General features: G+C 35.4%; 15 protein-coding genes and 1 riboswitch. Of the genes, 8 read left to right on the top strand and 7 right to left on the bottom strand.

Features of this window, described 5'->3' with window-relative positions; all coding sequences use genetic code 11:
• Window positions 1–3: 3 nt before the first annotated feature.
• From mreD to GYM76_RS07370, 3 genes are all read right to left on the bottom strand, one after another.
• On the bottom strand, window positions 4–495 hold the full coding sequence (gene mreD, locus GYM76_RS07360; RefSeq protein WP_220225053.1) for a rod shape-determining protein MreD: 492 nt from the start codon (window positions 493–495) through the stop codon (window positions 4–6).
• A complete protein-coding gene (gene mreC / locus GYM76_RS07365) occupies window positions 485–1,324 on the bottom strand; it encodes a rod shape-determining protein MreC (protein WP_065562214.1) in 840 nt (279 codons plus the stop codon). Before mreC ends, mreD begins: the two co-directional genes overlap by 11 nt.
• A 109-nt stretch (window positions 1,325–1,433) precedes the next feature.
• Entirely contained in the window at window positions 1,434–2,477 is a 1,044-nt protein-coding gene (locus tag GYM76_RS07370; protein WP_065562215.1) for a rod shape-determining protein, read from the bottom strand.
• Window positions 2,478–2,845: 368 nt separating this feature from the next.
• Between GYM76_RS07370 and accB the strand changes: the two genes are divergently transcribed.
• The 3 genes from accB (at window position 2,846) to GYM76_RS07385 (ending at window position 5,392) form a co-directional block, all read left to right on the top strand.
• Window positions 2,846–3,301 carry an acetyl-CoA carboxylase biotin carboxyl carrier protein gene (gene accB, locus GYM76_RS07375; protein WP_065562216.1) on the top strand — a complete coding sequence of 152 codons (456 nt, stop codon included), beginning with the start codon at window positions 2,846–2,848 and terminating at the stop codon, window positions 3,299–3,301.
• A gap of 40 nt (window positions 3,302–3,341) precedes the next feature.
• On the top strand, window positions 3,342–4,688 hold the full coding sequence (gene accC, locus GYM76_RS07380; RefSeq protein ID WP_065562217.1) for an acetyl-CoA carboxylase biotin carboxylase subunit: 1,347 nt from the start codon (window positions 3,342–3,344) through the stop codon (window positions 4,686–4,688).
• Between the two features lie 65 nt (window positions 4,689–4,753).
• Window positions 4,754–5,392: a bifunctional 4-hydroxy-2-oxoglutarate aldolase/2-dehydro-3-deoxy-phosphogluconate aldolase gene (locus GYM76_RS07385; protein ID WP_065562218.1), complete on the top strand. Its 639-nt coding sequence runs from the start codon at window positions 4,754–4,756 to the stop codon at window positions 5,390–5,392.
• 46 nt (window positions 5,393–5,438) lie between these two features.
• Here the strand turns inward: GYM76_RS07385 and GYM76_RS07390 are convergent, their stop codons facing one another.
• Together GYM76_RS07390 and GYM76_RS07395 are read right to left on the bottom strand one after the other, a co-directional pair.
• Window positions 5,439–6,209: an ABC transporter permease gene (locus tag GYM76_RS07390; protein WP_065562219.1), complete on the bottom strand. Its 771-nt coding sequence runs from the start codon at window positions 6,207–6,209 to the stop codon at window positions 5,439–5,441.
• A complete protein-coding gene (locus GYM76_RS07395; protein ID WP_065734285.1) occupies window positions 6,202–7,140 on the bottom strand; it encodes an ABC transporter ATP-binding protein in 939 nt (312 codons plus the stop codon). Before GYM76_RS07395 ends, GYM76_RS07390 begins: the two co-directional genes overlap by 8 nt.
• 111 nt (window positions 7,141–7,251) lie before the next feature.
• Between GYM76_RS07395 and mog the strand changes: the two genes are divergently transcribed.
• The 4 genes from mog (at window position 7,252) to GYM76_RS07415 (ending at window position 10,726) form a co-directional block, all read left to right on the top strand.
• Complete coding sequence (mog, locus tag GYM76_RS07400; protein ID WP_220225054.1) at window positions 7,252–7,830, top strand: molybdopterin adenylyltransferase; 579 nt, start codon at window positions 7,252–7,254, stop codon at window positions 7,828–7,830.
• A gap of 184 nt (window positions 7,831–8,014) precedes the next feature.
• A complete protein-coding gene (argR, locus tag GYM76_RS07405; protein WP_065734283.1) occupies window positions 8,015–8,473 on the top strand; it encodes a transcriptional regulator ArgR in 459 nt (152 codons plus the stop codon).
• Between the two features lie 97 nt (window positions 8,474–8,570).
• Window positions 8,571–8,745, top strand: a riboswitch (Lysine riboswitch).
• A 74-nt stretch (window positions 8,746–8,819) separates the two neighbouring features.
• Window positions 8,820–10,181 carry a lysine-sensitive aspartokinase 3 gene (gene lysC, locus GYM76_RS07410; RefSeq protein WP_220225055.1) on the top strand — a complete coding sequence of 454 codons (1,362 nt, stop codon included), beginning with the start codon at window positions 8,820–8,822 and terminating at the stop codon, window positions 10,179–10,181.
• A gap of 302 nt (window positions 10,182–10,483) precedes the next feature.
• On the top strand, window positions 10,484–10,726 hold the full coding sequence (locus GYM76_RS07415) for a GlsB/YeaQ/YmgE family stress response membrane protein (protein ID WP_065562224.1): 243 nt from the start codon (window positions 10,484–10,486) through the stop codon (window positions 10,724–10,726).
• 111 nt (window positions 10,727–10,837) lie between these two features.
• On the opposite strand, the gene GYM76_RS07420 is transcribed toward GYM76_RS07415, so the two are convergent.
• Complete coding sequence (locus GYM76_RS07420) at window positions 10,838–11,155, bottom strand: hypothetical protein (protein ID WP_220225056.1); 318 nt, start codon at window positions 11,153–11,155, stop codon at window positions 10,838–10,840.
• Window positions 11,156–11,253: 98 nt separating this feature from the next.
• Between GYM76_RS07420 and cysS the strand changes: the two genes are divergently transcribed.
• Entirely contained in the window at window positions 11,254–12,645 is a 1,392-nt protein-coding gene (gene cysS / locus GYM76_RS07425) for a cysteine--tRNA ligase (RefSeq protein WP_065734280.1), read from the top strand.
• Window positions 12,646–12,692: 47 nt separating this feature from the next.
• Here cysS and trmJ read toward each other — a convergent pair whose 3' ends face one another.
• Window positions 12,693–13,430 (bottom strand): tRNA (cytosine(32)/uridine(32)-2'-O)-methyltransferase TrmJ, encoded by a 738-nt coding sequence (trmJ, locus tag GYM76_RS07430; protein WP_081303351.1) that lies wholly within the window; start codon window positions 13,428–13,430, stop codon window positions 12,693–12,695.
• Window positions 13,431–13,457: the final 27 nt, after the last annotated feature.

Raw genomic sequence — 13,457 nt, forward strand, 5'->3', positions numbered from 1 at the left:
TTATTAATTAATAGCAAAGTTTCGTCTTATTAGTCGTAAGAATAGATAAATCACTATCCATAATACCCCATCAACAAAACTAGATACTAAAATTAAAGGTGAAATCGTTATGGTATGATAAATACTAACTTGAAACAGAAATACTAATATATTATAACAAAGCGAAACGGCAAAAATAATAATTGATTGTTGCCATAAAGCTAAATTACGGATTAACTGGAATTTAAACATTAACAAATAAGCCACGCATGAAAAAATAAATGCGTGAATACCTAAAAGCGATCCTGAGAATAGATCTAAAATGATACCTAATAAAAATGCCATGCCCATACCAATTCGGTGCGGTAATGCTATTAACCAATAGGCCATAATTAACATTAATAAATGTGGCTTAAACATATTATATTCAGGTGACCACGGTATGATTTGTACACATAAGCCAATTAGCAACGTTAACCAAATAACCAGTATACTAATTCGATTATTACCCCTCATGTTTTACTCCTTGATCGCCCCACAATAACAGTAGATAACGTAAACGTTTTAAATCTGCGGTTGGCGTAGCAGAAATAATGGGGGTGGAATCACTTATATCAAGCTTTACTGAACTAACGACAGCCACTGGGTACCCTTCTGGGAAGCGACCATCAAGCCCAGAAGTGACTAAAACATCACCAACTTTGACATCAACATTGTTAGGTAAAAAATCAAGCGTTAAATCGTTACTGCATCCATTACCAACAGCTACCATTGAAATATCATTTCTTAATACTTGTACTGGAATTGCATGTTGATAATCACAAACTAAGATCGCTCGGCTTGTTGATTGAGCGGTTTGATAAATTTGTCCAACGATACCTTTTTCATCTACTACCGGCTGACCTATATATACACCGTCATTTTTACCTTTATTAATTACCACTTGATAAACGTAAGGATCAGTATCAGCTAATAATACTTGAGCAGCCATTTTATGTTCATCATGTCTTAAAGGTGAACCTAATAGCCCTCTTAGGCGGTCATTTTCATGCTTTAAATGTTCAAGCAATAATAGATTACTTTTTTGTTGCATTAAGGTTTCTTGCAGTTCTGCATTTTCTTTAATTAGTGTCTCTTGTGTTTTCGACATTTCATACAGCGAATCAAATGATGATTTTGGTGCATTTGAAACATGATAAAGTGGCGAAATTAAGGTATCTAAATAATAACGAACCTCTTTAAAAGGACGATAATTGATATCTAGCACTATTAACGTCAAAGCGAGTGCCAGTGATATAAATAATTGAACACTCAGAGGCGAACGTTTAGAAAAAAGTAATTTCATTGTCCAGTATTTACCTGTTATATATCTAGAATTTAACTATTTTAAGATATGACTCCGCCGACAATGTCGGCGGAAAAAATGAAATATTCGTTACTTGCTAGTAATATTATTACTCTTCACTGAAGAGATCACCACCATGCATATCTACCATATCAAGAGCTTTACCACCACCACGAGCTACGCAAGTAAGTGGGTCTTCAGCTACAACAACGTGAATCCCTGTTTCAGCAGATAATAATTTATCAATATTACGTAATAATGCACCACCACCAGTCAATACCATACCATGTTCTGAAATATCAGAAGCTAGTTCTGGAGGACACTGTTCTAGAGCAACTTTAACAGCACTAACAATACCACTTAATGGCTCTTGTAATGCTTCTAAGATTTCATTCGAGTTTAGTGTAAAACTACGTGGCACACCTTCAGCTAAGTTACGACCACGTACTTCGATTTCAAGGACTTCATCACCTGGATAAGCACTTCCAATGAAGTGTTTAATTTTTTCTGCGGTCGCTTCACCAATTAATGCACCATAATTACGACGAACATAATTGATTATTGCTTCATCAAAACGGTCTCCACCAATGCGCGCAGAAGCGGAATAAACTACACCATTTAATGAAATAACAGCAACTTCTGTTGTACCGCCACCGATATCAACAACCATTGAGCCAGTTGGTGCAGAAACTGGTAAATCAGCACCAATTGCCGCAGCCATTGGTTCTTCAATTAAATAAACTTCACGAGCACCAGCACCTAATGCTGATTCACGAATAGCACGACGTTCCACTTGGGTTGCGCCAACTGGCACACAAACCAATACACGAGGGCTTGGTCTTAAGAAGCTATGGCTGTGAACTTGTCGAATAAAATACTGTAACATTTTTTCAGTGACGGAAAAGTCTGCAATCACACCGTCTTTCATTGGTCTGATAGCTGCAATATTACCAGGTGTCCGCCCTAGCATCTGTTTCGCAGCATGGCCAACGGCAGCAACACTTTTAGGTGTTCCTGAGCGATCTTGACGAATGGCAACAACTGAAGGTTCGTTAAGCACAATGCCTTGCCCTTTTACATAAATAAGCGTGTTGGCTGTACCTAAATCAATCGATAAATCATTTGAAAACAAGCCGCGAACTTTTTTGAACATAATAAAAACTCTTCCTAGAATTAATCTTGTTTAAATATATTTGAGTATTAGAAGCAAACTTAGGCGTCTACAGAATATATATTTTAATTTTATCCGACAAATAATAGTTCATTTAGCAGATAAAAACCACAGCCAGCCTCAATAATAATTAAGGGTTATATTGTATCGCAATTTAAAAATAATACCTAGAAAATAGTATAACAAGTGTTTGTAAAGGAGATATATAATGACAAAATATGATTTACAGTGTATCCTTCCGCGTTAATGTTGAGTTACTATTTTTAGTATCGAATTAAAAGATTACTTTTAAGATATTAAAGGTACATTAAAATAATTGTTATTTATATCAAATAAACACGGTGTAATTCATGGATATACGTAAAATTAAAAAGTTAATTGAATTAGTAGAAGAATCAGGTATTTCTGAGCTTGAAATTTCTGAGGGTGAAGAATCGGTTCGAATTAGTCGGTCGACACCTACCTATACAGCTCCAGTGCAAAACATTCAAATTCCCCAACCGGTTGCTGTTCCTGCTCCAACAGTCACTGCGGCTACAGTTGAAGCAGAAGTCATCACAGAAACTAATAGTGGCACAACCATAAAATCACCAATGGTTGGTACGTTCTATCGAACTCCAAGCCCTGAATCTAAAGCATTTGTTGAAGTCGGTCAATCTGTAAATGTTGGTGATGTGCTTTGCATTGTTGAAGCAATGAAAATGATGAACCAAATTGAATCAGAAAAAGCAGGGACTATTAAAGCTATCTTAGTTGAAAATGGTCAACCAGTTGAATTCGATCAACCACTATTCATTATTGAATAATCAGAATTATTTGTTAACTTAGACGATTAAGAGATTGAATATGCTTGATAAAATTCTTATTGCTAACCGCGGAGAAATCGCTCTTCGTATTTTAAGAGCATGTAAAGAACTTGGAATTAAAACTGTCGCTGTTCACTCTTCGGCAGATAAAGACTTAAAACATGTGCTACTTGCAGACGAAACCGTTTGTATAGGTCCAGCAGCTTCAGCCAAAAGTTATCTTAATATCCCTGCATTAATCTCTGCTGCCGAAGTAACCGGCGCAGCAGCTATTCATCCTGGATATGGATTTTTATCAGAAAATGCGGATTTTGCTGAACAAGTTGAACGTTCAGGCTTTATATTTATCGGTCCAAAACCTGATACTATTCGTTTAATGGGTGATAAAGTTTCAGCCATTGAAGCAATGAAAAAAGCAGGCGTACCTTGTGTTCCTGGTTCTGATGGTCCTCTTGGCAGTAATATGGACCTTAATAAGCAAATTGCTAAAAAAATTGGTTATCCAGTTATTATTAAAGCGTCTGGCGGCGGCGGTGGTCGTGGAATGCGTATTGTTCGTGAAGAAAAAGATCTCGAACAATCAATCAAAATGACTAAACTTGAAGCAAAAACCGCATTTAATAATGATATGGTTTACATGGAAAAATTCCTAGAAAACCCACGCCATATCGAAATACAGGTTTTATCTGATGGGCAAGGTCATGCAGTTTATTTAGGTGAACGCGATTGTTCAATGCAAAGACGTCACCAAAAAGTACTTGAAGAAGCACCAGCGGTTGGTATTACACCGAAAATGCGTAAATTCATCGGTGAACGTTGTGTTAATGCATGTATCGAGATTGGATATCGTGGTGCAGGTACTTTTGAGTTCTTATTTGAAAATGGTGAATTCTACTTCATCGAAATGAATACTCGTATTCAAGTAGAACACCCAGTTACTGAAATGGTTACTGGAGTTGATCTTATTCGTGAACAAATTCTGATTGCAGCTGGACAACCTTTGTCAATTAAGCAAAGTGACATTGAAATTAAAGGCCATGCAATTGAATGCCGAATCAATGCCGAAGATCCTAAAACATTTATGCCATCTCCGGGCAAAATAACACGTTTCCATGCTCCGGGAGGATTTGGTATCCGTTGGGAATCACATATATATGCTGGCTATACTGTACCACCATATTATGATTCAATGATCGGTAAATTAATCGCCTATGGTGAAACTCGTGAAGTCGCTATTGCCCGCATGAAGAATGCATTAGCAGAACTGGTTATTGATGGTATAAAAACCAATATCGAACTTCATCTAGAGATTTTAAATGATGAAGGCTTCATAAAAGGTGGCACGAACATTCACTATTTAGAAAAGAAATTAGGTATTTATGAGTAAAATAAGCCCTCAATAATTTGAGGGCTTATTGCTGTATAGAAGTAAATAAAGTATAGGTAATACATATGAAAAATTGGAAAAAAAGCGCTGAAGAAATTTTAACATTAGGTCCAGTAGTTCCTGTTATTGTTATTGAGCGTTTAGAAGATGCCGTTCCTTTAGCAAAAGCATTGATTGCTGGTGGCGTGAAGGTTTTAGAAGTCACCTTAAGAACAGCTTGTGCACTTGACGCAATTAAGAAAATTATTAACGAAGTTCCAGAAGCTGTAGTCGGTGCCGGTACTGTAACCACAGTAGAGCAACTTAAACAAGTAACTGAAGCGGGTGTAGAATTTATCATCACTCCGGGTATTACTGACTCTATTTTAAAAGCAGCAGTTGAAGGTCCTGTGCCAGTTATTCCTGGGATTGCAACCATTTCAGAATTATTAACAGCTCAAGAATATGGTTTAACAGCATTAAAATTCTTCCCTGCTGAAATTAATGGCGGTGTTGCTGCGTTAAAAGCGTTTGCTGGTCCTTGTGGTTATATGAAATTCTGCCCGACAGGTGGTGTGAATCCTAAAAACTATCGCGATTATTTAGCGCTTGATAATGTTCTTTGCGTTGGTGGAACTTGGTTTATTCCAACTGATGCAATTGCTAAAGGTGATTTTGCTAAAATTACTGAAATGGCAAAAGAAGCCGTTGCAGGAGCAAAATAAGTTTTATCTTACCGCCGATATAAGTCGGCGGTTTAGTCTGATTTGTCTAACTTCTAAGCCCTCTTCCACTTTCAATTATTCGCCATGCTATAAAATATAAAATGCTAACAAATAATATAAGCATCGAAAAAGTAATAACTAATGAAACATCACTAATACCTAAAAAACCATAGCGAAAACCATTGATCATATAAACAATAGGATTAAGTTTAGAAACCCATTGCCAAAAAGTCGGTAACATAGTGATTGAATAAAAAACTCCGCCCAAGTAAGTTAACGGTGTTAATACAAAGGTTGGAATAATACTTATATCATCAAATGATTTTGCAAATACTGCATTTAACAATCCAGCTAATGAAAACAAAATTGAGGTTAATAATAAGGTGAAAACTACAAAAGTCCACGAATGAACTTCATATCTAACAAAAAATAACGATACAGCAGTGACCAACACACCAGTTAATAAACCACGCATTACACCACCACCAACATATCCCCAAATAATAATATGAGTCGGAACAGGAGCAACAAGTATTTCTTCAATATTACGTTGAAATTTAGCACTAAAAAATGAAGAACAGACGTTTGTATATGAATTGGTTATGACCGACATCATAATTAAACCAGGCACAATGAATGCCATATAACTAAAGCCACCCATATCACCAACTCGCGAACCGATTAAATTACCGAAAATAATAAAATATAGTGACATTGTAATAACAGGAGGAATCAGTGTTTGGATCCAAATTCTTAAAAATCGGGTAACTTCTTTACGCCAAATACTTTTTAAGGCAATCCAATATAAATTATTCATCAATAGCTCCTTTGGTATCATTTCGCAACAAATCTACAAATAATTCTTCTAATCGATTAGCTTTATTACGAACACTAATCACTTTTATGTTTTGTTGATTGAGTTGTTCAAATAACTGATTTAATCCTTGTTGTTTATCTACGTTTACTTCTAACATGCCAGATTCAATATCAGTATAATTATACCCTTTAAGGGAGATTGGTGTTGATGTTGGTACATAATCAATAATAATTGTTTCAGATTGACTTTTTGCTAGTAAATCACGCATTGAAGAGTTAGCAATTAATTCTCCGTGCTGAATTATACCAATGTGACGGCAAAGCATTTCTGCTTCTTCCAAATAATGCGTGGTTAATATAATGGTGATACCTTGTTTATTAATCTCACGTAGAAAATCCCACATGGAACGACGTAACTCTATATCAACCCCAGCAGTAGGTTCATCCAGAATTAATAATTTAGGTTCGTGGACAAGTGCGCGAGCTATCATTAGTCGTCTTTTCATCCCACCTGATAACATATTAGCTCTACTATGTCGTTTATCCCATAAATCTAAAATACGCAGATACTTTTCAGCTCGTTGTAAAGCCAATTTTCGTGGCAACCCATAGTAACCACCTTGATTGGTAACAATTTGGATTACTTCTTCAAATTGGTTAAAGTTAAATTCCTGAGGAACAAGTCCTAATTGTCTTTTTGCATTAACAAGATCCGTATCTAAGTCATATCCAAAGATTTTAACTTGGCCTGAGGTTTTAGTAACTAAAGAGCTAATAATACCAATGGTGGTTGACTTACCTGCACCATTTGGTCCAAGTAAAGCATAAAAATCTCCTGCCGCTACAGTTAAATTAATTCCTTTTAATGCTTCTACACCATTTTTATATTTTTTCTTAAGCGCTATAAGTTCTAGTGCAGGTGTTGACGACATAAATGTATCCTAATTGAGTAAATTGCTATTTGAATAATATGATATCATGTTTAATCAATTGACAATATTGTTTAATATTTAGATAAATATATGGATTAAGGAATAAATGTTATGGTTAAAATTGGATTAGTTTCAATATCAGATAGAGCATCACAAGGCGTTTATCAAGATGAAGGTATTCCAGCTTTGTTATCATGGTTAAAATCTGCATTGAAAACAGCTTTTATTACCGAACAACGCATTATTCCCGATGAACAAATCATCATTGAAAAAACATTATGCGAATTGGTTGATGATTTGCAATGTAATCTGATTTTAACCACAGGCGGAACAGGACCAGCAATAAGAGATGTAACACCTGACGCAACTTTAGCTATCGCAGATAGAATAATGCCCGGATTTGGCGAACAGATGCGGCAGATTAGTTTACATTTTGTTCCAACTGCGATCTTATCCAGACAAGTTGCTGTTATTCGTAAGCAATGTTTAATTTTGAATTTACCAGGTCGACCAAAATCAATCAAGGAAACACTTGAAGGTGTAAAGGATGATGAAGGTAACACTATTGTTACTGGCATATTTGCAAGTGTTCCATATTGTATTGATCTGCTAGAAGGTCCTTACATCGAAACACATGATCACATCATTAAATCATTTCGTCCCAAAAATGCTATAAAATCTAATCTTTAATTTTATGCAAATATCATGCATAATTATGTAGATTATATTCAATATTTGAATGAAGCTTTATAAGCATACTAGCTTAATTAGCAATCATTAAAAATAACTGACCGTAATCAAGCATTTTAGTTAACCCGTTAATATGACTTATTGTTTTAATCAGTTAGTCATAAATTAAATTTAAAGGAACAGTATGAAACAAAAAGATCTCACTAAAACTTTCAAAGAAATGCTTTTACAAGAAAAGTTTAGTTCTCAGATAGGTATCGTACAAGCCTTACAAGAACAAGGATTTGATAATATAAATCAATCTAAAGTATCGCGAATGTTAACTAAATTTGGCGCTGTAAGAACTCGCAACGCAAAATCTGAGATGGTTTATTGTTTACCTGCTGAAATGAGTGTTCCAACAACAAGCAGTCCATTAAAAAATTTAGTGTTAGATATTGATTACAATAGTTCAATGGTTGTTATTCGAACAAGCCCAGGCGCAGCTCAGCTTATTGCGAGATTGTTAGATTCAATCGGTAAATCAGAAGGGATTTTAGGCTCAATTGCCGGTGATGATACGATTTTTAGCACACCAACTAAAGATTGTTCTGTGAAAAAACTATATCAAACGATTATTGAATTATTTGAACGGAGTTTATAATTAACAGTTTATTTTAACAAAGCTCTATAATTTTTTTTAATATTTAACCTATTGACACATTTGGTAAAATCGTTAATCCTATACGACACTGAAATCAGAATTAAGAAGAGGCGCATTACTCAGGCAGATCATTTTAGGGACTGGAGCCGCAAATAAATGATTGAGGGGATGTAATGCCGAGGTTTAATTGTTATTCCAGAAAGCAATTAAATCGACTGCAAGGGCTGAATCCCTTGGGTTGTCACCCTAACAGGTGGAGCGCTTCATGGTATGTATTTTTTTAACTGTATTAGGACATGCCCGCTCTATCTCTGTTAAAAATAAAAATTTTTAATATGAGGAATACATGGAAAGATCATTTATAATTGCTAAGTTTGGCGGTACTAGTGTTGCAGATTATCCCGCAATGGTTAATAGTGCCAATATTGTTATAGCTAATCCTAGTGTCAAAGTTGTTGTGTTGTCTGCCTCTGCAGGTATAACAAATTTACTGGTAGCATTAGCTGAAGGTCGTGATGCCAATGTAAGAGCAAAACATATCGCTAAAATTCAATCGATTCAATACAACATATTAGAAAATCTTCCTGAAAATCCAACCCTACGCGCTGAAATTGACCAAATAATTGCAAATATTGCCTCATTATCAGAAGCAGCAAGCTTGGCAACCTCCCCTGCTTTGACGGATGAATTAGTCAGTCATGGCGAAATAATGTCATCAAAACTATTTGTTGAAATATTAAAACAAAAACAAAAAAATGCCCTATGGTTTGATGTACGTAAAGTCATGCGTACCGATGACAAGTTCGGTAAAGCAGTACCAAAAATTGACGAAATTAAACAACTTTGCTGTGCACATTTGAAATCTTTGAATCCAGAAGCTATCGTAGTTACTCAAGGATTCATTGGTAGTGAAAGTACGGGTAAAACCACAACTTTAGGTCGTGGTGGTAGTGATTATACCGCAGCTCTTCTTGGTGAGGCTTTAAACGCCACGCAAATAGACATTTGGACCGATGTTGCTGGTATTTATACTACCGATCCTCGTATCACATCAGGTGCGAAACGAATTGACGAAATATCATTTGCTGAAGCAGCTGAAATGGCGACCTTTGGTGCTAAAGTTCTACACCCTGCAACACTTGTTCCTGCTGTACGTAGTAATATTCCAGTATTTGTTGGTTCAAGTAAAGCGCCAGAAGCAGGTGGAACTATCGTTTATAACACACATAGCATAAAATCTGCACTACCTTCATTTAGAGCGTTAGCGCTTCGTCGCAAACAAACATTATTGACCTTAACTAGCTTAAATATGCTACACGCACAAGGTTTTTTAGCTAATGTCTTTACCATATTGGCTAAACATAATATTTCGGTTGATTTAGTCACCACCTCTGAAGTTAGTGTCGCATTAACCATTGATACTACAGGCACTAATACCAATGGAAATAGCCTATTAACAAAAGCATTATTCGATGAATTATCAACAGTTTGCCATGTTGAAGTTGAAGAAGATTTAGCACTAATTGCCATCATTGGTAACAATCTAACCACAACAAAAGGTATCGCTAAAGAAGTCTTTGGCGCTTTAGATGACTTTATTATTCGACTTTGTTGTTACGGTGCTAGCACCCATAATCTTTGCCTTCTAGCAAGAAGCAATGATGCTGAAGATGTAATAAAGGTTCTACACAAAACGATTTTCGAATAGTTTAATATCAGGGGCGATTACATTATCGCTCCTAATCATTAATCATATAAATCAACAATTAAACAAAATACCTAGAATATTTGAAAAAATAATTGTAAACTACGCCTAATATTTGTATGAATTTGTGATTCATACATCTATAGCTTCATACTGTTCTACATAATAATCATTTTTCTTCATATTTAGATAACAATTTTTAAAGCTGTAAATTTTACGTTTTATTAATATCTGTTCAACAACTATCATCGTTATTTTTTAGCTATACTAGTAACTTTCAACTTAATTAGACGAAGGAAATTATCATGGGTATTTTAAGCTGGATTATTCTAGGATTAATTGCTGGATGGATTGCTAAGTTTTTTATGCCATTAGGCCGTGTTGGTGTGATAAAAACTATCCTACTTGGTGTAGCTGGTGCATTAGTCGGCGGTTATATCAGTACCTTCTTTGGTTGGGGTAGTGTGACTGGTTTTAACTTCCCAAGCTTGTTTATCTCTGTGCTTGGTTCTATTTTACTTATTTATCTTTACCGCCTTTTTAAATAAATTTAATAGCAATTTAAATTGGCGAGTTTACTCGCCAATTTTCACTCATCTATCCAATCAAAGTTCTCTCATTTATATCAATGTTTAAAACCTATTAACTTAAATAGCTTTTTAAGTATCCAAATTAATATATATGATAGTGAGTGATAAATTAGCAAAAGACGCTAGAAGACATGCCAAAAAACCAACAAAAAGTACAATAAACTTATAAAACCCTATATTGCCAAAGCCTCCTAAATCCTTGTTACCAAAAACCACAAAGAATACTATTGCTAAAAGAATCCACGTAAATAAAAATAGTAATTTTTCTAAGCGATTATCAAATTTAAAGCCTATTGCAATACAAATAACTTGAAAGGCAGTGAATATAATCATTAAAATTAGCCCAAAACTTCTACCCCAAATTTTGATATCATCAATTAATTCCATTTAATTTATTTAACGAGATTATAAGAAGTAATTTCGCCACTTCCAGTTTTTTGTTATATTAAACACTAAAATTTATCAAATTTATTCTGCAGGATAAAATGCTCAAAATATTTAATACATTATCACGTGAGAAAGAAATATTTAAACCAATTACACCAAATAAAGTTGGGCTATATGTTTGTGGTGTTACTATCTATGATCTATGCCACATTGGCCATGGCCGTACTTTTGTCGCATTTGATGTCGTTACTCGTTATTTACGTTTTTTAGGTTACGATCTCACTTATGTTCGTAATATTACCGATGTCGATGACAAGATCATCAAGCGTGCATTAGAAAATGGTGAAACTTGTGACGAATTAACTGAACGTATGTTAAATGAAATGTATGCCGATTTCGATGCACTTAATATCAAACGACCCGATGTCGAACCTCGAGCAACTCGTCATATGTCACAAATCATTGAACTTGTTGAAGAGTTAATAAGAAAAAATCATGCTTATATTGCTGACAATGGAGATGTGATGTTTTCGGTAGATAGTGATCCTAACTACGGTATTTTATCACGCCAAAATTTAGAACAGTTACAAGCAGGTGCTCGAGTTGATGTAGTGGACGTAAAACATAATCCAATGGACTTCGTTCTCTGGAAGATGTCAAAACCCAACGAACCAAGCTGGGATTCACCATGGGGGAAAGGTCGACCTGGTTGGCACATTGAATGCTCTGCAATGAATAGCCATCAATTAGGCAACCATTTTGATATTCATGGCGGTGGTTCTGACTTAATGTTCCCACATCATGAAAACGAAATTGCCCAATCAACCTGTGCCCATAATGGTCAATATGTAAATTATTGGATGCACTCAGGCATGGTAATGATAGACCAAGAGAAAATGTCCAAATCACTGAATAACTTTTTCACTATCCGTGATGTTTTAAAACATTATGATGCTGAAACTGTTCGATATTTCTTATTATCAGGCCATTATCGTAGTCAACTTAACTATAGTGAAGAAAATCTAAAACAAGCTCGTACCGCTTTAGAAAGACTTTATACGGCTCTGAGAGACACCGATGCTAACTATCCGCACAACACGCCAGATAGCGATTATCATCGACAATTTTGTCAGGCAATGGATGATGATTTCAATACTCCAGAAGCTTATTCAACTCTATTTGATTTGGCTCGAGAGATCAACAAAGCTAAGGCAGAAAATAACATGCCATTAGCTAATGAACTAGCTGCTGAGTTACGTTATTTATCTTCTGTACTTGGTTTACTTGAACAAGATCCGGTTAAATTCTTACAAGGTAATAGTCAAGATGATGAAGATACACAGCTAATTGAAGCGTTAATTAAACAACGCAACGATGCTCGAGCAAGTAAGAATTGGGCTTTAGCTGATGAAGCTCGAGACAAACTCAATCAGATGAATATTATTTTAGAAGATGGTGCTAACGGCACAACTTGGCGTAAAAAAACTTAATAATAGAAAATCCCCTAGATTTACACAAAACTAGGGGACTAATCTCACTATTTTTTATCTATTGACGTTAAAATTCCCCGTAAAATATTGAGTTCTTGCTGTTCAATACCAGCTCGCGTAAATAATCTACGTAAACGACCCATAATCTGCCCAGGATGATTAGGATTAATAAATCCGGTTTTTAATAACGTCTGCTCTAAATGCTGATAAAACCGTTCAATATCTTCGCTTTTAGGATACTGAACCTCATTCAGATTATCATCATCATGTTTTAAAGATGCCTCTAAAGTTGACAACATTGACATTCGAATTTCGTAAGTTAGAACCTGAACTGACATAGCTAAATTTAAAGAGCTATAATCTGGATTAGCTGGAATACCAACATGAAAATGGCACTTTTGTAATTCATCATTAGTTAATCCAACTCTTTCTCGACCAAAAACTAAAGCCACTTGAGCATGATGCGCGGTTTCAGCAATAATTTTGTCGCCACACTCTTTCGGAGTTAAGTTTGGCCATTGCAAACTTCTAGGACGCGCACTGGTACCTATAACCAATGAACAATCTGCTACCGCCTCCTCAAGGGATGAAAAAATCTGTGCCTGTTTGATAATATCACTCGCCCCGGCTGCCAGTGAAATCGATTGGGAATCGGGTTTTATTACAGGGTTCACTAAACATAAACGAGTTAATCCCATCGTTTTCATTGCACGAGCAGCAGACCCCATATTACCAGTATGCGAAGTTTCAACTAAAACAATCTTAACATTATCTAAATAGCTCACATATTCCTCATTAAATAACTAAACTTA

It is taken from the genome of Gilliamella sp. ESL0443, from assembly GCF_019469165.1.
Taxonomy (GTDB): Bacteria; Pseudomonadota; Gammaproteobacteria; order Enterobacterales; family Orbaceae; genus Gilliamella; species Gilliamella apicola_E.